This is a genomic window from Mesorhizobium ventifaucium, assembly GCF_935822925.1.
GTDB lineage: Bacteria > Pseudomonadota > Alphaproteobacteria > Rhizobiales > Rhizobiaceae > Mesorhizobium > Mesorhizobium ventifaucium.
This window is the reverse complement of record NZ_CAKXZS010000010.1, coordinates 51,963-76,334: the sequence shown is the minus strand read 5'-3', so window position 1 is coordinate 76,334 and position 24,372 is coordinate 51,963. Positions and strand designations below refer to the sequence as shown.

Genomic DNA, 24,372 nt, shown 5'->3' with positions numbered 1-24,372 from the left:
GCAGCCACCAAGGCAAACAGGTTGCCTCGACGACCTTTCGGCCGCTGCCAGGCCGCATGTCCCGCGGACGGTCTGCCCTTGTTTTTAAGAGGGCACCCGCCTGCGGCGAATGCGGCACTGCGTGAGAGGTCCTGCGCGTTATCGCGCCGCCGCTGCTTGGCACGGCACTTGCGCCCGAGACGGCAGCAGCGTTCGACCGGAGCGCCGCCAGTGAGAGGCCTTGAAGCAAGGAAGAGCCCGCCCCGATCCGGCAGGGAGAGAAACGGTGTTAGCTCCACAAGTCCACAGCGCGAACGCCGGGCCTCGTAAGCCCCATATTGCGCGGCTTTACGTGCAGGTGCTTGCCGCCGTCGCCCTTGGCGTCGCTGTTGGCTTTTTCTATCCGGGGACCGGAGAGGCTCTGAAGCCGCTCGGCGATGCTTTCATCAAGCTCGTGAAGATCATCATCGCGCCTGTCATCTTCCTGACAATTGCGACCGGCATCGGCGGCATGAAAGATCTCAAGAAGGTTGGCCGGGTCGCCGGCAAGGCAATGATCTATTTCCTCACCTTCTCGAGCCTCGCACTGGTTGTCGGTCTCATTGTCGCAAATGTCGTTCAGCCAGGTGCCGGCCTCAACATCGATCCAGCCTCGCTCGATGCTCAGGCCGTGAAGGGCTATGCGGCGAAGATACACGAGCAGTTCGTGACCGGCTTGCTGATGCCGTCAATCGTTGGTGCCTTCGCCGAAGGCGACATCCTGCAGGTCCTGTTCTTCTCGGTCCTGTTCGGCATCGCTCTGGCGATGGTCGGCGACACGGGCAAGCCTGTGCTTTCTTTGCTTCAGGCGCTCCTTGCGCCGGTGTTCAAGCTGGTCGGCATTCTGATGAGGGCCGCGCCCGTCGAAGGGGCGAGCGCCAGGCGTTCGGTCGTGGGCCTCGGCATCCCAGCCGGATATTCATTCAATCTGCACGGCACCAACATCTACATGACGCTGGTCCCCCTCTTCCTCGCCCAGTCGACGAACACGGATCTGTCGATCGGCGGTCGGATCCTGCTGCTGTTCGTCGCCTTGCTCTCTTCGAAGGGAACAACTCGCATTACCGGTGCGGGCCTCCTCACGTTGGCTGCAGCGCTCTTTGTCGTTCCGACCGCCCCAGCTGCCGGCGTGACGCTTATTCTTCGCGTCGACCACTTTATGTCGGAGTGCCGTGTGCTGACCATTTTTCTCGGCAACGCAGTGGGAAGGCTTGTTGTCGCCCGGAGCAGGGCGAGCCGGATGATGGACGATTGGCAAAGGCTCTCGCGAGCGGGTCCTTCGGCGCTCGGGCGTTGAAGGGCAGATCGCCCGGCGTGATGACCGGTGGTCTCGGCTGGCAACTCGCGAACGCCGCTCAGCTATTGCAGTCAGCCCATTGGAGCGAAGCCGTCATAAAGCAACCGCCAGATGGCGCCGGCATCGACATTGTGAGCCCCCCGCGACTGCCGATACTGCGGGAACTGCCGGGCAAGCGATCCAAAGCGACGACCAACTTCACGCCAAAAGGCCAGCCGTTGCTGCCCCGTTAACGGCTGATTGGAGCCCGACCCCATGTCCAAGCAAAACGCCGGCCTTGTCGCCATAATCGGTTTCTTAGTCCTCGCCTTGTCCGTGCTGGGAACGCTAAAGCGACAGCCAGATAGGTTGACGACCTGCAACGGCTCGGAGATGAACGCCTTGCTCGCGGCGGACTTGAGGATACTCATTCGGCAGCATCGCGACGCACTCCTCAACGACCTCGCCTCGCCAATCGCCGGCAATCCGCAGGGCGACGTCCCCCTGGTCTCATTCCTCGACTACAACTGCCCGCTGTGCAAGGAAATGGACCTCATTCTCCAGCAAGCCCTCAAGCATGATCCCAATCTGAGGAGTGTGCGTAAACAGCTCCCGGTCCTGGGACCTGCTTCCGAATTCGCCGCGCGCGCGGCGCTCGCCTCCCGCATACAGGGAAAATATGAGGCGTTCGATCGCGCCCTTTTTGCTTTTCCCGGCTTGGTTAACCAAAGAACCACCCTAGCCGTTGCGGCACGTGTCGGCCTCGATGTTGAGCAGCTCAAGCGGGACATGCAAGGCCCGGCCATCACCGACGCCATCGCACGCGATCGCGCGCTCGCCAACGAGCTGTACATCACCGGCACGCCGGCGTTGGTGGTCGGCGACGAAGTGATAGCCGGGGTGGTAGAGATGGCCGGGCTGCAACGCTGCATCGCCGATGTGCGCGCAAACGCCAAGATTCAGTCTTCCACAGCTGCAAAATCGGCATTTTGACCGCATCAACTGCTCTCGGGGACCAGAGTCCTGAGCGCCCGCGCGCCTGAAGGCGCGCGCCGGGTGCTCGTGCACCGAGCCCGCTTTTCTTCGACAGGCTCAGGCGGTCTCGGCCATCCGGCTTCGCCCCCTGACGCGGGCAGCCTGTCGGCTGCTGACGGTCGCCGGCCAGCCGGCCGGCGTCGATTTTGTGGTGGCCTTCCCCGGTGGCACGGGGTGGGCGGCACTCCCTTCTAGGCCAGCCGCGGCATCCCGCAACCCTCCGCTTGCCGCTCCGGGTCCTCCTCTTCGTTCCGGTCCTTCGGATGCGGTCTGCCTTCTACGGCGGGCCTTTTCGGTCGCTTTCGCCGCCCACCCCGCTTCCGGGGGAGGGCGCGATTGGCGAACGGAGGACCAGACAATGCGTGCAAACAACAAGCGTTCCGGCAGCCGAGAGGCTGGCGCGGGCAAGGGCGGGCGCTCAGGCGCCAGCCTCTATCAGGAGATCACAGACCGCATCGTTGCCGAACTGGAGCGCGGCACCGTGCCATGGGTCAAGCCCTGGGGCAGGGCAAAGGCAGCCCTTGGCCTGCCCAGGAATGCAGCCACCCAGCGCCGCTATTCCGGCATCAATATCCTGATCCTGTGGGGCGCCGTCATCGAGCGCTCATACCCCAGCCAGAACTGGCTCACCTTCCGGCAGGCGCTTGCCCTTGGCGGCAATGTCAGGAAGGGCGAGCGCGGCACGACCATCGTTCACGCTGACCACTTTATTCCCAAGGACGAAAAGGAACGCGCCAAGGCCGATGGCGACGAACCGCAGGCCGTGCCTTTTTTGAAGCGCTTTACCGTCTTCAATGTCGCGCAGTGCGATAATCTTCCCGACCATCTCCATGCCGCCGCCGAGCCGCTGCCGGCGCGCGAAATCGTCCCGCAGGCCGAGCAACTTATTCGCAGAAGCGGTGCGGATTTCCGTATCGGTGGCGATCGCGCTTTCTACATGCCCGGCAGCGACACCATCCAGGTGCCGCCCCAGCCGGCTTTCTTCCACCAGATCGACTATTACCGGACCTGCTTTCACGAGCTTGGCCACTGGACCGGCCACCCGACGCGACTCGCGCGCGACCTGTCAGGCTCATTCGGCTCCAGAACCTATGCGCGCGAGGAATTGGTCGCCGAGATGGCCGCAGCCTTCATCTGCAGCAGTCTCGGTATCGAGCCGACCGTGCGCCATTCCGATTACATCGGCTCATGGCTGACGGTTCTGCGCGAGGACAATCGCGCCATTTTCCGCGCCGCCAGCCATGCCTCGAAAGCCGCCGATTTCCTGCTTGGCCTTAGTGCCGACGTCGAAGGCGAGGCGCATGCCGAGATCGCCGCGTGAGCGCGCTCCATCGCCATGCGCGACCGTCTTGCGCTTCTGACGGCGCGCCGATGCGCCCGCGCGCGCGCACCAGCCGCTCGTATCCGCCTGTTTCAAAAAGCCGCACTCAATCAGCCCGAACCGTCTTGAAGGAATTCCGCAATGATCCTGATCACCGATGAACTGCGCGCCCGGCTCCTCGCCAACGGCGCTGCCGACGCCGAAACCGACCACGCACCGGTCGTGAAACTGTTCGATCCGGCCGGTCCTGCGATCTGGCTTCTGACCGAACTCGATGCAGACGGCGACACGCTGTTCGGCCTTTGCGACCTCGGCTTCGGCTTCCCTGAACTCGGCAGCGTCAGCCTTGCCGAACTCGAATCCATCAAGGGTCCGCTCGGACTGGGCATCGAGCGCGACCTTTATTTCAAAGCGCGTTTTCCGCTGTCCGTTTATGCGGAGGCCGCGCGCAGCGCCGGCCAGATCACCGAAGCCGAGCGGCTTCTGCGGCAGACAGCGGAAGCACTTGCCAAATCCCATTCCGAGCTTCCGCCAGACGCGGCGGAACCAGAGCGCCGCTAGGCGCAAACCCGTCCCCGCCGCATCGGCCTTCGGTCTCCCCGGCGGGGACAATCGCACCCCAAATGAAGGAGAAGACATGCAGCTTGCCCATATTCCGCTCGACCGACTGAATATTTCCGCCCTCAACATGCGCCACGGTAAACGCGCGCCCGACCTGTCCGACATTCTGCCGTCCGTCCGCGCGCGTGGCGTCCTCGTGCCGCTTCTGGTGCGGCCGAACGGCTCGCCGGAAAGCTTCGAGATCGTCGCCGGACGGCGACGCTATTTCGCCGCGAAATCGCTCGCCGACGAGCGAGGTAAAGCCGATCCCTTGCCCTGCGCCATCATGGAGGCTGGCGAGGACGCCGATGCCCTCGAAGCCTCGTTGATCGAGAACGTCGCCCGCCTCGACCCCGACGAAGTGTCGCAATGGGAGACGTTCTCACGGCTGATCAGAGAAGGCCGCACAGTTCCGGAGATCGCCGGCACCTTCGGCATTACGGAGCTTCAGGTGAAGCGCATTCTGGCGCTTGGCGAACTGCTGCCCAACATCCGCGAAGCCTATCGGCGGGACGAAATCGACACCGAAACCGCTCGCTATCTCACCATGGCTTCGAAAGCCCAGCAGAAGGATTGGCTGGCACTGTTTGCCGATCCGGGGCAATACGCGCCACGCGGCTATCAGTTGAAGCAGTGGCTGTTCGGTGGACAGTCAATCTCCACCAAGGTGGCGCTGTTTGCCATTGAGGACTATCCGGGCCTGATCGTCTCCGACCTGTTTGGCGAGGAAAGTTATTTCGCCGACGCCGACCTGTTCTGGCAAAAGCAGAACGCGCGATTGCCGCCAAGCGCGACGCCTGTCTGGAACACGGTTGGAGCGAGGTGATCGTGCTCGAACCGGGTCAGCATTTCCACTCATGGGACCACGAAAAGATGCCGAAGCAGAAGGGCGGCAAGGTCTTTATCGCCGTCTCGTATCGCGGCGAGGTCGAGTGTCACGAGGGCTGGCTATCGTGCAAGGAGGCTCGCCGCGCCCGCGCGAATGGCGAGGGCGCGGAGGAGACGGCCGCGAAACCGTCGCGGCCGGAACTCACCGGACCGATGCAGAACTATGTCGATCTGCACCGTCATGCCGCCGTGCGCTTGGGCCTGCTCGACCATCCGGGCGCAGCACTTCGCCTGATGGTGGCGCATGCGATAGCCGGTTCCGGCCTGTGGCAGGTGCGCCGCGAACCGCAGCGCGCTTGCAGCGAGATCGTGGCCGCAAGCCTGGCAGCCTGAAAGGCCGAGGCCAGCGTTTGCCGAAAAACGGCGCGAGGTCGTGGCGCTGCTTGGGCAAACGGATGAGGACGGCACAATCGCTGGCGGCAATGGCGACGACTTCGGCACGGCAAGCATCTTCGCGCGGCTCCTGGCGCTCTACGACGATCATGTCATGCGCGTTCTCAGCATCGTCATGGCCGAGACACTTGAAGCCGACAGCGCCGTCATCGAGGCGCTCGGCAATCATCTGAATGTCGACATCGGCGCTTGCTGGCAACCGGACGACGCCTTCTTCGACCTGTTGCGCGACAAGGAAATTGCCAATTCCATGCTTGCCGAAGTCGGCGGCAAACACGTCGCGGACGCCAATGTCGCCGAAAAGGTGAAGACGCAAAAGAAGATCATCCGCGACTTTCTTTCAGGCGATAACGGCCGCAGACAAGTCGAGACCTGGCTGCCGCGCTGGATGAAATTCCCGGTCGAAAGCTACACTGATCGAGGCGGCTTCCGCACCGCCGATCAATGGGCACGGGTCAGGTCGCTGTTCGTCTGCGAATAGCCTGTCACGGCCGGCGGCGGCTTCTCGGCAGCCGCCGATCGCCACTGTACCCTGGTCGCAGTGGCTGCATGTTCGAGCTTCCTTTGCCCCGCATCGCGCAGCAAAATCCAGGCCGGCAAACTCCTGATCCCCATGGATCGGTCCGTCCGCCCGATGCCTGCTCTGCGCCCAACCTGCGGTCACGATCTCGATCGGCGTGGGCACCTTATCAGCCGCAGGTCTTATCAATTCCCGCCCCTCCTGCCTGGCTGTAGCGACCGCGTTTCCCACGATCTCCTGCTCTCTTCAAGGATCATTCCCCTGCGGCTGGCTTGTCGACCTATGGGCGGATCCGGCCGCCCGAAACCCTCGCCGATCAGCTTTTTTCCCCGCCGCCTGCGGCGGCTTCCTCGCGCCGCTTCGCTTCAAAAAAGCTGCCCGCTCGGGTCCTCCGCTAGCGCTTCGGCCCTGTCGGGTTCAGGCGGTCCGGACGCGCCCATTACGGTCCGCCATCGCAGGGGATGGTCCCCGGCGACAGCAAAAGGAGACTTCAATGACCGCGATCGGTTACGTCAACAAGCAGGAAAACGGCGCCTACAAGGGCCAGCTCAAGACGCTCAGCGTCCGCGCCGACATCGACATCGTCCCCAACCAGGCCAAGAGCGCCGACAACCATCCCGACTTCCGGGTGCTGACGCAGGGGGTCGAAGTTGGCGCCGGCTGGATCCGCACCGGCGAGACTTCCGGCAAGGATTATGTGAGCCTGTCGATTGCAGCGCCGGAGTTCGGACCGCGCAAGCTCTACGCCAATCTCGGCCGCGCCGCCGGCCAGGACGATGACGACACCTACGCCATCATCTGGAACCCGGCCGACTGATCGGCCGACCCGAGCCTCGCGCCCCAGCCGGCGCGGGGCTCATTCCCAGGCGCCCGCCCGAAAAGGCGGCGAAAACTCTCCCCGGACTCTTCGCCCGTCCCGGAGGCGATCTCGCTCGCCCATCCTCGCCCTCGCTTGTCCGAAGCGAAACGAGGATCACCATGGACGACGAAAACGAACGCGCGGCCCGCGCCAAAAAGGGCAGTCCCTTTCTCAGCACAGCCCAAGCAGCCTTCTATATCGGGCTCTCCCAGCGCACGCTGGAAAAGATGCGGCTCAAGGGCGGCGGCCCGAAATTCCGCAAGCATGGCCGCTATGTCCGCTACCACATCGACGAACTCGACGGATGGTCGAAAGGACACCCGCAGCACGCTGGTAACGAGGGTGGTGAGGCCGGTTCCGGCCAAGCCGGCCAGGGAGGCCGCTCATGAGCCGGCGCCCTTCGATCCGTCTGATCGGCAGCCGCCTGCGGCGCCTCCAGGCACGCAAAACCATCGCCGCTGCCGTGATTGGACTGACCCTGATCGGCTTCGCCGGCACCGTCAAACCAACGCCCTGGCTGGTCTGGAACGCCTCGGCCAGCGCGCCCGTCGGCCTCTATGGCCTCGGGTTTGCAGCACCGGCTCGGGGCGATCTGGTGCTCGTCCGCCCGCCAGAATCGCTCGCCGAACTCGCCGCCGAACGCGGCTATCTGCCCCGCAACGAGCCGCTGGTAAAACGTCTTGCCGCGCTGCCGGGCGACGAAGTCTGCTCCTTCAATGACGCGGTCATCATCGACGGCCAGATCGTCGCGCGACGGCTGGCGAAGGATACCAGAGGCCGCCCGCTGCCACGGTGGAACGGGTGCCGGACACTCGCCGACAACGAAATCTTCCTGCTCGGCAGCGACGATATTCGGTCATTCGACGGCCGCTATTTCGGGCCGGTGCCGCGCGCAAATGTCATCGGGAGGCTCGTGCCGCTATGGACCGAGTGACCCTGCTGATGTTCGGCATGATCGCCTTTGCGCCATGCGCCTGTTCCGCCTCGACCGGCGCTGAGCCGGTCGCCATCTCCCAAATTCCGCACCTTCAAAGGTGGCACGAGTTCACAGGCGAAGCAAGCAGACGCTTCCGTATTCCTCAGGCCTGGATTTACGCCGTCATGGATGCCGAAAGCGGCGGCAAGACCATGCTCGACGGCCGCCCAATTACCTCACGCGCGGGCGCAATGGGCCTCATGCAGGTGATGCCGGAAACGTATGAGGACATGCGTGCCGAATACGATCTGGGAGCCGATCCGCACGATCCGCGTGACAATATTCTCGCCGGAACCGCCTATCTCAGCGCCATGTTTGACCGCTTCGGATTCCCCGGCCTGTTTGCCGCCTACAACGCAGGACCCGAGCGCTACGAAGAGCATTTGAAGCGTGGGAAGCCGCTGCCGAAGGAGACGGTTGCCTATCTCAAACAGCTCAGGGGGACGGGGATTTCGGCGGACGACATTGATGAATTCGAAGGGGACTCCAAGGCGCCAAACAGCCAAAACGCTCCCTCCGGCCGCTCGCTCTTCTTCCTTCGTAACGGCGTTCGCGCCGGCGAAGCGAAAGGCGATCTCTTTGTGCCGCTGCGCGTCAATCGCGCTCGGACGAACGAGCCGAATGGCGGGTGACTCGGCGAGCGGGGGCGCGGTTTTGCGGGGCGGGGGGTGCGGAAGCCGGAAAGCGGAAGGGCGGCGTAAGGCAAGATAAAGGCAATGCCTCCAGGAGGCGGCGAAGTCTTTGTCTGCACATCGTTTTTCCCGGAGGCTGCTGGCAGAGCCGGGAGTGTGGGACACGCAAGTATCTGACTCTGCTTGAGATTTCTGGGAGGCCACGATGCAGGATGACGAATTCAGGCCGAAGCTCGGCAGAATAGGCTCGCGCGGCTCGAAGGCAGGCAAACGCTTCGCCAGCCAGGTCCGGGCGGCGATCAACAGAGCCGGCGGCCGGCCCCAGCGCGGCGGCCGCTTTAACGGCAGCCGGGCAGGGCGCGGCGGAGCGGCCGCCGCGCTGCTGAAATCGCGCGATCGTTATGCTGCCTTCCGTCAGCGTCGCGTCGTCGTCAAGGCCCGGATCGTAAAACTGGCCGGCAAGGGCGCGGACGGAGCGCGTGCGCATCTGCGCTACATCCAGCGCGACGGTGTCACCAGGGAAGGTGCGCCTGGCGAGCTGTACGGTGCCGATAGCGACCGCGTCGACGGTAAGGCGTTTGTCGATCGCGCAGATGGCGACCGGCATCAGTTCCGCTTCATCGTCGCGCCAGAAGACGGCATCGAGTATGACGACCTCAAGCCGCTGACCCGTCGGCTCATGGCGCAGATGGAGGAGGACCTCGGCACGAGGCTTGATTGGGTTGCCGTGGATCATTTCAATACCGGCTATCCGCACACCCACATCATCGTGCGTGGCAAGGACGATCGCGGCGAGAACCTCGTCATAGCGCGGGAATACATCTCGAGGGGCATCCGCGAGCGCGCGGCCGAGCTGGTCAGCCTCGATCTCGGTCCGCGCACCGACCACGAGATCGAGCACCGCCTGCGCCAGGAAATGGAGCAGGAACGCTTCACCAGCATCGACCGGCAGCTGCTGCGCATGCGCGACGATGACGGACTTGTTTCGACGGACGGGCCCGAGGCCTTTCGTCAGACGCTGCACCAGGGCCGGCTGCGCAAGCTCGAGCGGATGGGCTTGGCAGAAGAGGTCGGGTCGGGTCGCTGGCGCCTCGATGGCCAGCTCGAAGCCACATTGCGCGGCATCGGCGAGCGCGGTGACATCATCAAGACCATGCACCGCGAGCTCACAGGCAAAGGGCTCGCCCGCAGTGCCGCCGATTGGGTGATCCACGATCGATCCGGTGAGCAGGCCCAGCGTGTCGTCGGCTGCGTTGTCGGGCGCGGGCTGGCCGACGAGATCAACGACCGTCATTACCTCATCATCGACGGGGTGGATGGAAGAACCCATTACATCGACATCGGCAAAGGCGAAGGCACCGAACCGACGCCTGATAGCTGCATCGTCCGGGTCACACCGCGGAACACCGAGCCCAGGCAGGTTGATCGGACGACCGCCGAGATCGCCGCCGCACATGGCGGCCGTTACAACGTCGATATCCACCTGAGGCATGATCCGTCGGCCACCGAAAGCTTTGCCGAAACGCATGTGCGCCGGCTGGAGGCGATCCGGCGCGCCACCCGGGCTGTCGAGCGCGAGCCGGACGGCACGTGGATCATCGCGCCGGATCATCTCGATCGCGCATCGGAATACGAGCGGCTGCGGGCCAGGGCGGAGCCTGTGACAGTCGAGAAGCTCTCCTTTTTGTCGCTGGAACGCCAAGTCGGCTTCGACGGCGCCACATGGATCGACCGGGAGTTGGTTTCCGATGAACCAGAGGGGTTGCGCAACTCGGGCTTCGGCCGTGAGGTGCGTGAGGTGCAGGTCCGCCGGCGGCAATGGCTCATCGTGCAAGGCTTGGCGCATGAAGACCAGGGTAGGATCGTTTTCCGCTCGAATATGCTTTCCATCCTGCGCCACCGCGAGCTGAACCGTGTTGCCGGTCAGCTGTCGGACGAACTTGGACTGTCGTATTCCGAAGCGAAGCCCGGGGTTCGGGTAGAAGGCACGCTGCGCCGATCGGTCGAGCTTGCCAGCGGCCAATACGCCGTCATCGAGAAGTCGCGCGAGTTCACGCTCGTGCCATGGCGGCCAGTGCTCGATCGGCACATCGGCAAGGAGGTGTCCGGGATCATGCGCGGGGAGGGGATTTCATGGACTATTGGCCGACAGAGGAGCGGGCCGAGCGTTTCGTGACATGGCTGCACGGAATCTTGTCCGGAAGTGACCGAACGATGCTCTGTCGAGAGGACATGGTCGAGGCGTGCCGAGCGCGAAGGGTAAACGAAGAGGAGATGAAAGACGGTCGGCCGACCGTCCTCAAATGTCCAAGAGCGAAGTCATGACCGGAGCCGTCCATCGTCATCACCGACAACGCTTCCGTCGCAACATCCGCCTGCTGTGAGCAGGTCGCGACACCCTGCGATAGCCGATTGTCGACGCGGGGCAATTACATTCGGTCGCCGCGGCCGTGGGCCATCGAATCAGAACGACATCCCGGGATCGCTGGTCGATCTCAATGGGAAACCCTGGGCAGTCACTACGTGACTCAGAGCAGGTACTCACGCACCCGCACGCGGCGGCGCTTCGAGACCGGGATCCGCCCTGTTCCGGACCTCGCCGCTGACGCTGCCGCAGTCGTAACGATCGCCACAATCGAGCCGATGAGTCTCTCCGAAAGCCGAAAATCTTTCGCGCCAGACGACGCGCAACAAAATCAGCATGAGCGCGGGTCAGTGGAGAAAATAAGTAAGAGTCAACGCCGACCACGACCGTACCGCTGCTAAGCTCTGCCCGCAACCGGCATACTAATTGCGGATGGACGCATAGCAGCGCGAGTCGTCTTCAAACGACGGCTATCGATAAGCTGATGTCATGGAGAAGCAGCCATGTTCGGAGATATTGAAGGCGCCGGATTCGAAGTTCTGGACGAGCGTTTCGAGCGCCGGTTCGTCGGCCATGCGGCGGTCGAGCGGCTGTGGACGGGTGGCCGCTGGCTCGAGGGTCCGGCCTGGTTTGCCGCCGGCCGCTACTTGGTGTTCTCGGACATCCCGAACGATCGGATTATGCGCTATGACGACACCAATGGCGTGGTCTCGATCTTCCGCGCGCCGTCCAACAACGCCAACGGGAACACAGTCGACACGCAGGGGCGGCTGGTTACCTGCGAGCATCGGGCGCGGCGCGTCACGCGCACCGAGCACGACGGCTCGATCACGGTGATCGCCGATCGTTTCGAAGGCAAGCGGTTGAACTCACCGAACGACGTTGTGGTTCGCTCGGACGGCACCATCTGGTTTTCCGATCCATCGTACGGCATCGCCACGGACTATGAGGGCGACCGCGCCGAGCAGGAGATCGAGGGCTGCCATGTCTACCGCACTGATCCCGCAACGGGTGAGGTGGTGTGCGTCGTCTCGATCATGGCGAAACCCAACGGGCTTGCCTTCTCGGCGGACGAGACGATGCTCTATGTGGGCGACACCGGCGTTACGCATGAGAAGGATGGGCCACGGCACATCCGCAAGTTCGCCGTCGAGGGCAGCGGTCTGCGCGAGCTCGGCGTTTTTGCGACATGCACGGCCGGCCTTTTCGACGGGTTCAGGGTTGACACGGCCGGCCGCGTCTGGGCAGGGGCCGGCGACGGCGTCCATTGCTTCGATCCCGACGGCACGCTGATCGGCAAGATCCGCATCCCCGAGACGGTCGCCAACCTCACCTTCGGCGGCCCCAAGCGCAATCGCCTGTTCATAACGGCGCGACAGTCGCTCTATGCCGTCTTTGTGGTCGCCAATGCGGCAGCGCAATCGTAGGATCGCGTTCGGGCTATGCGGGCCTCAACCATCGCCGCACCCGCAAGATTGGCCATTGCGCATCGGGGCAGGTCGATCGGCTGCCGGCGCGCAGACGATCACGGGCTTTGAGGAACAGCCGAGCGCTTCAGATGACATGTTTGCGTCGAGCATACGGGCACGTTGTTGTTGAACTTGGAGCGGCGCTGCCATCCGCGCGAACGCGGTCGCAAGCGCGTCGTTGAAATAGTCGTCCGGCGGCATGCTGAGTGCGGATGCCCTGCTGCCCAGCAGTTCGGCGTGCCGCGAGATGTAGCCCTCGGATGGGTGACGCTTTGGGTCGGGCGGATCTTGACGCAGTCGCCGCGTAGGTCGAACCCAGCGACTTGTGGCATGCCGCCGAGAGCCGATGGGCGCTGCGGACCTTCGTTTCCTGGTGAACCGCGGGAAGCGTCAACCCCCATATGATGGTGAAAAGTCTCGGAGGGACGGTGACCCGCCGAAGCATCGTCCTCGCTCAGCCTGTCACAGGCGCCTGGCAGGTATGTATGCATCGCGCGCATGCGTTCCATCAACACAATCGATTTTACCAATTATGGATAATAGCGGATGTGAAAACGTCGGTCGGCGGAAACGGGTCTACTAAGGAGTGCGCCCTCCCCTTCTTCAGGAAGACTTGTGAACCCGGCCGACGCCGCAGGACCAATCGAAAGCAATCCAAGTTGCCCGGTGCCGGCCCTAAGTTCGGGGTGACCTACACTCCCATAAGGCGGCACGGCTGCATTCAAGGCGCTGAGGACGAGTTCAATGGAAATATTTCGGCCTTCCTGGGAGACCCTACCAATCTCCATGCAGCGGCTCTGGCAAGAGCTTCTGGAGTGTGTGCGCGAACCGGTGTCTTCGTTGAAGTTACGTCGGCAGATTGTTTCACTCCTTCAAAAGCCCAATCCCGTCATCCTGGACATCGGCTGCAATGACGGAACCGATACGCGACGTTTTCTCAGGCTTTGCCCAAGGGCTCAGCTCTACTGCTTTGAGCCCGACCCTTGAGCGGCTGCCCGCTTTAATAAGTACATGGATCTCTACCTAGACAAGGTGAGGCTTTTCGAGATCGCGATCAGTAGCCGGAATGGCAGTATTGATTTCCATCCAAGCAACGGAGACGGAAGTGCGAAGGAATGGGACCGATCTGGCTCGATACGCCGACCCAAGAATCATCTTTTCGACATGATTGGGTTAGGTTCGATCACCCCATATCGGTTGAAACTCGAAGGCTTGACGACTGCTGCAGCGAAGCCAACCTGAGCAAGATCGATTTCATCTGGATGGATGTGCAGAGGGCCGAATCAGATGTCATCGCTGGGGCCACACAGACTCCGCCATGGATGGCAACCCGGGCTCGCGCCTGCCGGACAGGCTCGCTATGCCGGTGAGCGGGGACACACCGTTGCGGACTGTTCCTGTGGCCCGGGTTCGAGCGCCGAAAGCGCCGCATGTGATCGGCATCCCTGACCGTGCCTAGCGCAATGGACAGCGCCACGGAACGATCGTCTGCGATCTGCAGCGCAACGGCGTTGAACCCTCGCCAGATCTCGCTGACAATAGAAGAGAAGCCCGCATTTAGCGCAACTGCGAAAGTCCAGGCGGATCTCAGGCAGACATCCCGGTTTTTGTAGCACATCAGTTGTCCGCTTTGGGTTGACGGCGAAGCCCGGATGAAAGCGGAAGGACACCCGGGGCCGCTTGCTGGTTCAGGTCACTGCCGCGGCAGGCTCCTGCGCATGTGCTTGTCGCTGCCCTTGCGTCGTTTCCGGTGAAGCGCCGACCTCGTGTCGAGACGCAGTCAAGGTTGGCCGCCGCGCTGCCGGGGGCGGCTGCGACGCTTCCAGGCCACGCCTTGAGGGGCGTCGAGCCGCCGGCCGGGATGTCAGTATGCCGATGGAAGTCAGGATCGTAGCCACGCGCTGTTTGGCATTGTCCAGAACTGATGAGTTTGGCGCAAGTTCCAGACGGCCGACAGTGCGCGTGAGCAAACATGCAGGAGTTGCCAAGGCGGCCAGCAAGGCAGTCGAACAGGCAAAGGGAAGGTCCGGGTGACTGCATCCCTCAGCGGCGACGAAGACGTCCGCCATGCCTCTCTGCAGGGTTTCTGAGATGACGATTAGCCCGCCGCTTCGATCTGATGAGTTCAAGCAGCTCAGCCTCATCCGCGTCAGCCTCTTCTTCCAACGCGACCAAAATATCCAGGGCGAGGTGGTCGGCCTCCAACGATGAGCGGGCGATATGCTCGTCACTGCATATCTGGTCGAATACCCGTTGGCATAGATCGAGATCGGCAGGGTATAGACCGGCCCGTTTGAACGGCATTTTGAAAAACCATAAGCATTGTAGCAGTCAATGGATCTAAGGGCCGTTAACTGGGCGAGTCAACAGCATGTAAAAAGCGGACATTGCGATGATCGTTACGCCTCAACCGACTACGGAAACTCGTCCCAACTGGCGGTTGGTGGACGCAAGCCGGCACCGCGCATACCGTTTCTCACTGGTCAAACACGTCCTCTTCTATCCACTGGCTGGATGGCAGCCATCCCAACAATCGATTTTACCTGTTTTACCGAATTCTACTAGGAGGCTCAGCGCCGGGCGGTGCCCTTCGGGTCGGCTGAGGCTACCGGGAAGAATTCGGAGAGGATCATGTGCGGGATTGTTGGCATCGTTGGGCATCAGCCGGTGTCGGATCGGTTGGTCGACGCTTTGAAGCGTCTCGAATATCGAGGATATGACTCAGCCGGCGTTGCCACCATCACCGAGGGCTCGTTGCACTGCCGGCGCGCCAAGGGCAAGCTCATCAATCTCGAGACGAGGTTGAAGGAAGAGCCGCTGAGTGGCACCATCGGCATCGCACACACGCGCTGGGCAACGCATGGGGCACCGACTGAGCGCAACGCGCACCCGCACTTTACGGACGGTGTGGCCGTCGTTCACAACGGCATTATCGAGAATTTCGCCGAGTTGAAGGACGAACTGGCGGCGGCGGGCGCCGAGTTCCAGACCGACACCGACACCGAGGTCGTCGTGCATCTCTTGGCAAGACACCGCCGGGAGGGCATGGGGCGGGGTGAGGCAATGCACGCCATGCTGAAGCGCGTCAGGGGCGCCTACGCGCTTGCCATTCTCTTCGAGGATGATCCGTCGACCATCATGGCGGCGCGCAATGGACCACCGCTGGCGATCGGTCACGGCGACGGCGAGATGTTCCTGGGCTCTGACGCCATGGCGCTAGCTCCCTTCACAAATGCAATCACATATCTCGTCGACGGCGACTGGGCCGTTATCGGCAAGGCAGGCGCCGATATCTTCGATTTCGATGGCTATCCCGTCGAGCGTCCGCGCCAGACTTCCACGGCCGGGGCATACCTGGCCAATAAGGGCAACCGTCGCCACTTCATGGAGAAGGAAATTTACGAGCAGCCCGAGGTCATCGCCCGTGCGCTCGGTCATTACATCAACTTCGAAGGGAATCGCGTCGATACGGTTTCTAGCATAGATTTCGCCAGCATCCCGAGCCTGGCGATCTCGGCTTGCGGCACCGCCTATCTGGCCGGACTGATCGCAAAATACTGGTTCGAGCGCTATGCGCGCCTGCCGGTCGAAATCGACGTTGCGTCCGAATTCCGCTACCGGGAGATCCCGTTGCCGCCGGAATCGGCGGCTCTTTTCATTTCGCAATCCGGCGAAACCGCCGATACGCTCGCCTCCCTGAGGTACTGCAAGGGGCGTGGGCTGAAAACCGGCGCTGTCGTCAATGCCCGCGAATCGACCATCGCTCGGGAGGCCGACGCGGTCTTCCCGATCCTTGCCGGCCCGGAGATCGGCGTCGCCTCCACGAAGGCTTTCACGTGCCAGCTTGCGGTTCTGGCCACACTCGCCATCGGCGCTGCCAAGGACCGTGGAACGCTAACTGAATATGAGGTGAAGGCGCTCGTCCGGAGCCTTGCCGAAATGCCGGGCGTCATGGGCAGGGTACTGAACAGCATCCAGCCAAATATCGAGCTCCTGTCGCGCGAACTGTCAAAGTGTCATGGTGTCCTGTATCTTGGCCGCGGCACCAGTTTCCCACTGGCGATGGAAGGTGCGCTGAAGCTCAAGGAGATTTCCTACATCCATGCCGAGGGCTATGCGGCTGGCGAATTGAAGCATGGTCCGATCGCATTGATAGACGAGAACATGCCAGTGATCGTCATCGCGCCACATGATCGTTTTTTCAACAAGACCGTCTCCAATATGGAGGAAGCGGCCGCCCGTGGAGGGCGGATTATCCTCATCACCGATGAAAATGGGGCCGCTGCGTCGAAACTCGACACGATGCATACGATCGTGCTGCCGGTCGTCGACGAGATTATCGCGCCGATGATCTTCACGCTGCCGATACAGCTTCTTGCCTATCATACGGCGGTCTCCATGGGCAAAGATGTCGACCAGCCGCGCAATCTCGCAAAATCGGTCACCGTCGAATGATTGTGACGCGCTCATAGGTGGCATGCGTCCATCGAAAATACACTTCCAAGCATCACCAGCACTTGGATGTCGACGAGACGCAGATCAGGTCCGCGGCCAAGTGGACATATCTCTATTGCTCCACCGAAAGTTTCCAGTCTGAGCGATCCTGCCCATTCCCTCATCGCACCTGGTCGTGCGTAGTGTGCATTTCAGTTCACATCGCGCCGCGCGATGCTTGGCCCCGCATGTCCAGAACTGCGGAGCAAGCCAATGACGCCTACGAAGTTGCTGATTGGGCAGATCGCCGTCGTGTTCGCAATCGTGATACTCGGCGTATGGGCGGCCACGCAGTGGTGCGCCCACATGCTCGGCCATCAACCGCCACTCGGCGCGCCATGGTTAGTCGCGGCTGGCTGGCAGATCTACAAGCCGTGGAAACTGTTCGAATGGTGGTTCCACTTCGACCCTTATGCGCCCGAGGTCTTCGATAAGGCCGGTGCGCTTGCCGGCGCCAGTGGGTTCGTGGGCTGTGCCGCCGCGATCGCCGGCTCGCTCTGGCGCGCGCGACAGCTCGGGTCGGTCACCACATATGGGTCGTCAAGGTGGGCCGCGACTCACGAGATCGAGACGGCAGGGCTGTTTCGGCCGGCCGGCGTTTTCCTAGGCAAGCTGAAGGATCGCTATCTGCGCCATGACGGGCCCGAGCACGTCATGGCCTTTGCCCCAACACGATCAGGCAAGGGCATCGGACTGGTTGTTCCAACTCTTCTGTCCTGGACCGGCTCGGCCGTCATTCACGATATCAAAGGCGAGAACTGGCAGTTGACCTCCGGCTGGCGCTCGAAGTTCTCCTACTGTCTCCTGTTCAATCCGACCGATCCGAGGTCGGCGCGCTATAACCCGCTGCTGGAGGTACGAAAAGGTCCAGACGAGGTCCGTGACGTCCAGAACATCGCCGACATCCTGGTAGATCCGGAAGGCGCGCTGGACCGGCGGAACCACTGGGAGAAAACCAGTCACTCACTCTTGGTCGGCGCCATTTTGCACGTGCTTTACGCCGAAGAGGAAAAGACGCTCGCTCGCGTCGCCACCTTCCTGTCGGACCCGCAACGCTCGTTTGCCGCGACACTACGGCGGATGATGACGACCAACCATCTCGGCGCGGCGGATAAGCCCCAGGTCCATCCTGTCGTGGCCTCGGCAGCTCGCGAGGTGTTGAACAAGTCGGAGAACGAGCGTTCAGGCGTTCTTTCGACCGCCATGTCGTTTCTCGGCCTCTATCGCGATCCTACGGTGGCGGCAGCGACATCAGCCTGCGACTGGCGCATTGCCGACCTCCTGGATGCTGAGCGACCGATGTCACTCTATCTGGTCGTGCCGCCATCGGACATCTCGCGCACGAAGCCGCTGGTGCGACTTGTGCTCAATCAGATCGGCAGGCGTCTGACGGAGCGGCTGGAGGGGGATCCTAAGAAGAGCAGGAACCATCAACTGCTCATGATGCTGGACGAATTCCCGGCGCTCGGTCGCCTTGATTTCTTCGAAACCGCGCTCGCCTTCATGGCCGGCTATGGCATCCGTGCATATCTGATCGCGCAATCCTTGAACCAGATCTCCAAGGCGTATGGGGACAACAATGCCATTCTCGACAACTGCCATGTGCGGATTGCCTTTTCCTCCAATGACGAGCGCACGGCCAAACGCATTTCGGACGCGCTCGGCACGGCGACGGAGCTGAGGTCCATGCGCAACTACGCCGGCCATCGCTTGGCGCCCTGGCTGTCGCACGTGATGGTTAGCCGCCAGGAGACCGCCCGCCCACTATTGACACCGGGCGAGGTGATGCAGTTGCCGCAAGCCGATGAACTGGTGTTGGTTTCAGGGCTGCCGCCGATCCGGGCGAAGAAGCTGCGCTACTACCAGGATCGAAATTTCACCGAGCGCGTGCTTTCTGCGCCGGTATTGCGCGACGGCGCCTACGCGGATCGGCCAGTACCGCGTCCGGACTGTTGGATCGGGCAGGTGCGGGGCGTTGACCGCCGTCTTGCTGGCGGCGGCGAAAGCGCGGGCGAGGCAATTGAAGATGAAGGAGGTGTCCAGCAACAGCGACATCCGGGTCTGCCTGAAGAGCATACAGCCGTCACTCTGGAGCCCGACCGGGACGACCTGCTCAAGCCCGCGGACGATGATAGCGAGGCAGTTGCCGACAGGCGCGTGATGGACCGAATTTCCACTGCCGCACGCGCCTATGGCATCAACGAGGGAACGGGCGACAACAAGGACATCGTGCCCGGCTTCTGAAAGAAGCTGCCGAAGGCAGAGCGCAAATCAGCGTAGATAACGGCCATAAGCAATTTCGAAGAAGTCGCCGATGCTCGTTCCCGCCCGCGCAACAGCGCTGGGACAGTTGGAACGAACCACATGAGCCCTCACCGCATTCGTCATCAGTTTCTGCTCGAACCCGACCTGAGCAAGAAACTGGACGACCTCAGCCGCGATCCATCGACGACCAAATCAGCGATCGTGGCGAAGGCAGTCGAGGCCTTTATCGAGCGGCGTGGCGAGAACGAGCTCGACCGGCGCTACGGCGTAAGGCTCGACCGTCTTTCCCGTGACCTCGGTCATCTCAGACGCGACGTCGAGATGATCCTAGAGAGCCTGGCGCTCTTCATTCGCTTTTCCGTCACGCTTCATGCTCACACACCAGTCCCGGACAGGGCGACGCAGGCGATTGCCCAGGAGCGCTTCGACAAATTCGTCGAGCAAGTGGGCCGCCAGATCGCCTCCGGCAAACGGTCGCTTGGGACGGATAATGGCGGGGGAGGGGAAGGATGAGTTCTCATCCGGAGGTCGACCATCGCCATCGTACCATGTTGCGCACCGCCATGGGCCCGGCAATCGCTGAGGCCCTTGCCGATTCATCTGTTGTCGAGGTGATGGTCAATCCCGACGGTGCGCTGCGGCTCGACCGGCTGGGAGAAGGTCGGGTCGGTACCGGCGTGCATATGCACCCATCCGAGGCGGAACGCATCGTCCGCCTGGTCGCTTCCCATGTGCGTGCCGAGGCGCATGCGGGTAGTCCGATCGTCAGCGCCGAACTGCCCTCGGGCGAGCGCTTCGAGGGGCTGTTGCCGCCAGTCGTTCTGGCGCCATGCTTCGCCATCCGTAAACCGGCCGCAAAACTCTACACGTTGGCCAACTATGTCGCCGACCAAATCATGCTGCCGCTGCAGGCCGATGCGCTGAGGAAGGCCGTGCGCGAGCGGCGCAACATATTGGTCGCAGGCGGCACGTCGTCGGGCAAAACCACGCTCGCCAATGCGCTGCTGGTCGAAGTCGCGGAATGCGACGAGCGGGTGATCCTGATCGAAGACACACGCGAGCTGCAGTGCGCTGCCAAGGACTGCGTTGCACTCAGGACAAGACGGGGCTCGGTGACGCTTGCCGATCTCGTACGCTCGACGCTGCGGCTCAGGCCCGACCGCATCGTCGTCGGCGAAGTCCGGGGTGCGGAAGCCCTCGATATGCTGAAGGCATGGAACACTGGCCACCCCGGCGGCATCGCCACGGTTCACGCCAATTCGGCGCGCTCCGCCCTCTACCGGATCGAGCAACTCGCGCAGGAAGCCGTCGTCACTGTACCACGCCGTCTGATCGCCGATGCCATCGATCTGATTGTCTTCATCGCCGGGCGCGGATCCTCGCGCCGCATTGACGCCATCGCCGAGGTCACCGGTCTCGACGGCAGCGGCGATTACACCGTCACCCAACTGACGCTCCCGCAACTTCAGCAGTTTTGAAAGGCCAATTCATGTGCAAGAAGCTTCGCTTTCTTTCGTCCACCGCGCTCGTGCTTGTTCTCACGGTCTCAGCCCGCGCAGCAGGCTCCGGCATGCCTTGGGAACAGCCGCTGCAGCAGATCCTGGAGTCTGTACAGGGACCGGTCGCCAAGATTATCGCCGTGATCATCATCATCACCACGGGCTTAACCCTTGCCTTCGGTGACACCGCAGGCGGTTTCCGCCGGCTGATCCAGATCGTCTTCGGGCTGTCGATCGCCTTCGCGGCATCGAGCTTCTTTCTCTCCTTCTTCTCCTTTGGCGGCGGGGCACTCGTCTGATGGTCGCTGGAGAGCAGCATATTGAGGGCTTCGCGGTTCCCGTTCACCGGGCATTGACCGAAGCCATCCTGCTGGGCGGTGCACCGCGAGCGGTGGCGATCCTCAACGGCACGGTGGCCGCAGCTATCGGCCTCGGTTTGCAGCAGTGGATCGCTGGGCTGGTGCTGTGGATTGCCGGCCACACGCTGGCGGTCTTTGCCACAAGACGCGATCCAGACTTCGCCAGCGTGCTCGTTCGTCACCTTCGTCTGAAGGGATGGTTGGCATGCTGAACCTGTCAGAATACCGCAGCAAAGCCGACAAACTTGCCGACCATCTGCCCTGGGCAGCGCTCGTCGCGCCCAGCATCGTGCTCAATAAGGACGGCAGCTTTCAGCGGACCTTACGGTTCCGCGGGCCCGATCTCGAAAGCGCGACGGAAGCAGAACTTGTCGGCATCTGCGCCCGGGCAAACAACGCGTTGAGAAGGCTCGGCTCCGGCTGGGCATTGTTCTTCGAAGCCGAGCGCATAGAGGCGCTCGGCTATCCTAACTCAACCTTTCCCGACGCCGCGTCTTGGCTGGTCGATGAAGAACGACGCGCAGCCTTCGAGGGCAAGGTCGCGCATTACGAGAGCCGCTATCACCTGACTTTGCTGTTCATGCCGCCCCCGGACGCACGGGCGAGGGCTGAAAGCGCGCTCGTTGACGCACACCAATCTGGCGGCGGGAGAGACTGGCCCCAGGAGATGGCGCGGTTTCGCGACGAGACCGACCGGGTCCTCGATCTTTTGTCCGGTTTCATGCCCGAGGTGCGCGTGCTCGACGATGCGGAGACCCTGACTTACCTGCACGGCACAATCTCGACCCGCCGCCATCCACTCGCTGTCCCGGAAACGCCGATGTATCTCGACGGCATCCTGGTCGACGCGCCGCTTACCGGCGGCTTGGAGCCGATGCTCGGCGAACACCATCTTCGCACCCTTACCGTCCTCGGATTCCCGAATCTCACCCGGCCCGGAATTCTCGACGCGTTGAATCATCAGGATTTCGCCTATCGCTGGGTGACGCGCTTCATCCCGCTCGACAAGACGGAAGCCACGAAGACGCTGACACGGTTGCGCCGCCAGTGGTTTGCCAAGCGCAAATCGATCGCGGCCATCCTGCGCGAGGTCGTGACCAACGAACCTGTCCCGCTGGTCGACAGCGATGCCGACAACAAGGCGCTCGATGCCGACGCAGCCCTTCAGGCGTTGGGCGGCGACCATGTCGGCTTCGGTTATCTCACCACAACGGTGACAGTGTGGGATGAGGACCATCAAGCCGCCGCGGAGAAACTTCGCGCGGTCGAGCGCATCATCAATGGGCTCGGCTTCACCACCATCCGCGAAAGCGTCAATGCGGTCGAGGCGTGGCTCGGCTCGCTGCCTGGTCATATCTATGCCAATGTTCGCCAGCCGCTCGTTCACACATTGAACCTTGCGCATCTCATGCCGTTGTCGTCGGTCTGGGCAGGTCCTACGGCGAACGAGCATCTCGCCAAGGTCACCCAGCGAGAGGCCTCGCCACTTCTGTTCGCAGAGACCAACGGGTCGACACCATTCCGGCTATCCACCCATGTCGACGATGTCGGCCACATGCTGATCGTTGGCCCGACCGGCGCCGGCAAATCGGTGCTGCTTGCCCTGATTGCACTGCAGTTCCGGCGCTATGCCGACGCGCAGGTCTATGTCTTCGACAAAGGCAATTCGGCGCGCGCGGCAGTCCTTGCCACGGGTGGAGAACACCACGCACTGGGTGCTGACGGTGCGCTCGCCTTCCAGCCCCTGCGCAATATCGGCGACCAGGCTGCCCGCAGTTGGGCAGCCGAGTGGATTGCCGGCCTCATTGCCCATGAGAATGTCACCGTCACGCCGGAGGTGAAGGAGGCAATCTGGTCGGCACTCACCAGCCTTGCCACCGCGCCGGCGCAGGAACGCACGCTGACCGGCCTTTCGGTCCTGCTTCAGTCCAACGGGCTGAAGTCCGCGTTGATGCCCTACACACTCGACGGTCCTTTCGGCCGCCTGCTCGACGCCGATGATGATCGGCTGGCCTTATCGAATGTGCAGTGTTTCGAGACGGAAGAGCTGATGCAGAGCCAAGGCGCTGTGCTGCCTGTGCTCACTTACGTGTTCCATCGTCTTGAAGAGCGGTTCGATGGACGGCCGACGCTGCTGATGCTCGACGAGGCTTGGGTCTATCTCGACAATCCGCTCTTTGCCGCCCGTATCCGCGAATGGCTGAAGGTGCTCCGAAAGCGGAATGTCTCGGTGATCTTCGCTACGCAATCGCTGGCTGATATCGCGGGCTCTTCAATCGCGCCGGCGATCATCGAGAGCTGCCCCCAGCGCATTTTCCTTCCCAATGATCGTGCTGTGGAACCGCAAGCGCGGGCAGCCTACGAGCGCTTCGGCTTGAACGAGCGGCAGATCGAATTGATCGCCCGCGCCACGCCGAAGCGCCACTACTATCTTCAGTCACGTAGCGGAAACCGTCTCTTCGAGCTCGGGCTTGGCCCCATCACTCTTGCGCTTTGCGGCGCTTCCGATCCGGCGACGCAGACCCTGATCGACAAAATCCAGTCCGAAGACGGGCAAGACAGCTTTGCCTCCCGCTTTCTGAGCGCGCGCGGCCTCGATTGGGCTGCCGAGCTTCTCCAGCAATTCCCTCAACCAGACATGGAGCAATCCTCATGATTGGACGCCGTCTTTTCACCAGCCTGATCACCGTTTCCCTGATCGCCAAGCCAATGGCCGACTATATGCAGCCGGCCTACGCCCTTATCGTGTTCGATCCATCCAATTATGCGCAGAACGTGCTGACGGCGGCGCGCGCGCTGGAGCAGATCAACAACCAGATCCAGTCGCTGCAGAACCAGGCAACCATGCTGCAGAACATGGCGCGCAATCTTCAGCGTCTGGATTTCTCTTCCGTGGGCCAACTCTCCGGTTCGCTCCATCGCATTGACGGTTTGATGGACCAGGCGAGCGGCCTCAGCTTTGATCTGGGCAAGCTTCAAGACCAGTGGCGCAGCCAATATCCGGAAAGCTACGAGGCCACGATCAAGGTCAGCGATGTGGCAACCGCAGCGCGCGAGCGCTGGCAGAGCGCCATGCAGGCGTTCCGCCAGACCATGCGGGTCCAGTCGCAGATCGTCGAGAACGTCCGCGCCGACGGCGACCTGCTTGCCGATCTCGTCAACCGCAGCCAAGGGGCAGCCGGTGCGCTTCAGGCAAGCCAGGCCACCAACCAGCTGATCGCGCTTTCGACCAAGCAGCAGATGCAGATCCAAACGCTGCTCGCGACTCAGTTTCGAGCTGAGGCCGAGGATGCCGCGCGCAAGGCGCAGTCCGAGGAAGCCGCCCGCGAGACGACCAAGCGCTTCCTGGGTACCGGCTCTGCCTATCCAGGCAATTGATCACCAACTCTGACGAGGAAGGCGG

General features: G+C 62.4%; 23 protein-coding genes. 22 read left to right on the top strand and 1 reads right to left on the bottom strand.

Annotation, left to right across the window (positions count from 1 at the left end; all coding sequences use genetic code 11):
* The first annotated feature begins 265 nt into the window (after positions 1-265).
* The 14 genes from NMG70_RS08020 to NMG70_RS32645 all read left to right on the top strand — a co-directional run bounded on the left by NMG70_RS08020 (position 266) and on the right by NMG70_RS32645 (position 13,722).
* Positions 266-1,315 (top strand): cation:dicarboxylate symporter family transporter, encoded by a 1,050-nt coding sequence (locus tag NMG70_RS08020; protein ID WP_254024023.1) that lies wholly within the window; start codon positions 266-268, stop codon positions 1,313-1,315.
* 255 nt (positions 1,316-1,570) lie between these two features.
* Positions 1,571-2,287, top strand: a complete 717-nt coding sequence (locus NMG70_RS08015; RefSeq protein WP_254024022.1) for a DsbA family protein — start codon at positions 1,571-1,573, stop codon at positions 2,285-2,287.
* Positions 2,288-2,687: 400 nt separating this feature from the next.
* Positions 2,688-3,650 carry an ArdC family protein gene (locus tag NMG70_RS08010; protein ID WP_254024021.1) on the top strand — a complete coding sequence of 321 codons (963 nt, stop codon included), beginning with the start codon at positions 2,688-2,690 and terminating at the stop codon, positions 3,648-3,650.
* A 141-nt stretch (positions 3,651-3,791) separates the two neighbouring features.
* Entirely contained in the window at positions 3,792-4,211 is a 420-nt protein-coding gene (locus NMG70_RS08005; protein WP_008871901.1) for a DUF2958 domain-containing protein, read from the top strand.
* A gap of 76 nt (positions 4,212-4,287) precedes the next feature.
* Entirely contained in the window at positions 4,288-5,076 is a 789-nt protein-coding gene (locus NMG70_RS08000; RefSeq protein ID WP_254024020.1) for a ParB/RepB/Spo0J family partition protein, read from the top strand.
* Entirely contained in the window at positions 5,073-5,471 is a 399-nt protein-coding gene (locus NMG70_RS07995; protein WP_436798359.1) for a hypothetical protein, read from the top strand. Before NMG70_RS08000 ends, NMG70_RS07995 begins: the two co-directional genes overlap by 4 nt.
* Positions 5,472-5,511: 40 nt before the next feature.
* Positions 5,512-6,012, top strand: coding sequence for a hypothetical protein (locus NMG70_RS07990; protein WP_254024018.1), 501 nt, complete (start codon positions 5,512-5,514; stop codon positions 6,010-6,012).
* A 532-nt stretch (positions 6,013-6,544) separates the two neighbouring features.
* Positions 6,545-6,868, top strand: coding sequence for a DUF736 domain-containing protein (locus NMG70_RS07985; protein ID WP_008871905.1), 324 nt, complete (start codon positions 6,545-6,547; stop codon positions 6,866-6,868).
* Between the two features lie 161 nt (positions 6,869-7,029).
* A complete protein-coding gene (locus tag NMG70_RS07980; protein WP_254017433.1) occupies positions 7,030-7,299 on the top strand; it encodes a helix-turn-helix transcriptional regulator in 270 nt (89 codons plus the stop codon).
* Complete coding sequence (traF, locus tag NMG70_RS07975; RefSeq protein WP_254024017.1) at positions 7,296-7,844, top strand: conjugative transfer signal peptidase TraF; 549 nt, start codon at positions 7,296-7,298, stop codon at positions 7,842-7,844. The genes NMG70_RS07980 and traF overlap by 4 nt, the downstream gene beginning before the upstream one ends.
* The gene (locus tag NMG70_RS07970; protein ID WP_040591645.1) at positions 7,832-8,518 is read left to right on the top strand and encodes a lytic transglycosylase domain-containing protein; all 687 of its coding nucleotides are present in this window, start codon (positions 7,832-7,834) and stop codon (positions 8,516-8,518) included. Before traF ends, NMG70_RS07970 begins: the two co-directional genes overlap by 13 nt.
* Positions 8,519-8,723: 205 nt before the next feature.
* Positions 8,724-10,694: a relaxase/mobilization nuclease RlxS gene (gene rlxS / locus NMG70_RS07965; protein ID WP_254024016.1), complete on the top strand. Its 1,971-nt coding sequence runs from the start codon at positions 8,724-8,726 to the stop codon at positions 10,692-10,694.
* A 692-nt stretch (positions 10,695-11,386) separates the two neighbouring features.
* Positions 11,387-12,310 carry an SMP-30/gluconolactonase/LRE family protein gene (locus NMG70_RS07960; protein WP_254024015.1) on the top strand — a complete coding sequence of 308 codons (924 nt, stop codon included), beginning with the start codon at positions 11,387-11,389 and terminating at the stop codon, positions 12,308-12,310.
* A gap of 1,157 nt (positions 12,311-13,467) precedes the next feature.
* Positions 13,468-13,722, top strand: a complete 255-nt coding sequence (locus NMG70_RS32645; RefSeq protein ID WP_301555135.1) for an FkbM family methyltransferase — start codon at positions 13,468-13,470, stop codon at positions 13,720-13,722.
* Positions 13,723-14,395: 673 nt separating this feature from the next.
* On the opposite strand, the gene NMG70_RS07950 is transcribed toward NMG70_RS32645, so the two are convergent.
* On the bottom strand, positions 14,396-14,656 hold the full coding sequence (locus NMG70_RS07950; protein ID WP_123149124.1) for a hypothetical protein: 261 nt from the start codon (positions 14,654-14,656) through the stop codon (positions 14,396-14,398).
* 327 nt (positions 14,657-14,983) lie between these two features.
* Here NMG70_RS07950 and glmS point away from each other — a divergent pair, with 327 nt between their 5' ends.
* The 8 genes from glmS (at position 14,984) to trbJ (ending at position 24,347) form a co-directional block, all read left to right on the top strand.
* Positions 14,984-16,807 (top strand): glutamine--fructose-6-phosphate transaminase (isomerizing), encoded by a 1,824-nt coding sequence (gene glmS, locus NMG70_RS07945; RefSeq protein ID WP_254024014.1) that lies wholly within the window; start codon positions 14,984-14,986, stop codon positions 16,805-16,807.
* Positions 16,808-17,059: 252 nt separating this feature from the next.
* The gene (locus NMG70_RS07940) at positions 17,060-19,090 is read left to right on the top strand and encodes a conjugal transfer protein TraG (RefSeq protein ID WP_254024013.1); all 2,031 of its coding nucleotides are present in this window, start codon (positions 17,060-17,062) and stop codon (positions 19,088-19,090) included.
* 120 nt (positions 19,091-19,210) lie between these two features.
* On the top strand, positions 19,211-19,624 hold the full coding sequence (locus NMG70_RS07935) for a hypothetical protein (RefSeq protein WP_008871920.1): 414 nt from the start codon (positions 19,211-19,213) through the stop codon (positions 19,622-19,624).
* The gene (trbB, locus tag NMG70_RS07930; RefSeq protein ID WP_008871921.1) at positions 19,621-20,589 is read left to right on the top strand and encodes a P-type conjugative transfer ATPase TrbB; all 969 of its coding nucleotides are present in this window, start codon (positions 19,621-19,623) and stop codon (positions 20,587-20,589) included. Before NMG70_RS07935 ends, trbB begins: the two co-directional genes overlap by 4 nt.
* An 11-nt stretch (positions 20,590-20,600) precedes the next feature.
* Positions 20,601-20,909: a TrbC/VirB2 family type IV secretion system protein gene (locus tag NMG70_RS07925; RefSeq protein WP_008871922.1), complete on the top strand. Its 309-nt coding sequence runs from the start codon at positions 20,601-20,603 to the stop codon at positions 20,907-20,909.
* Complete coding sequence (locus NMG70_RS07920) at positions 20,909-21,181, top strand: VirB3 family type IV secretion system protein (RefSeq protein ID WP_008871923.1); 273 nt, start codon at positions 20,909-20,911, stop codon at positions 21,179-21,181. The genes NMG70_RS07925 and NMG70_RS07920 overlap by 1 nt, the downstream gene beginning before the upstream one ends.
* Complete coding sequence (gene trbE / locus NMG70_RS07915) at positions 21,175-23,625, top strand: conjugal transfer protein TrbE (protein WP_254024012.1); 2,451 nt, start codon at positions 21,175-21,177, stop codon at positions 23,623-23,625. Before NMG70_RS07920 ends, trbE begins: the two co-directional genes overlap by 7 nt.
* Positions 23,622-24,347: a P-type conjugative transfer protein TrbJ gene (trbJ, locus tag NMG70_RS07910; RefSeq protein WP_254024011.1), complete on the top strand. Its 726-nt coding sequence runs from the start codon at positions 23,622-23,624 to the stop codon at positions 24,345-24,347. Before trbE ends, trbJ begins: the two co-directional genes overlap by 4 nt.
* Positions 24,348-24,372: the final 25 nt, after the last annotated feature.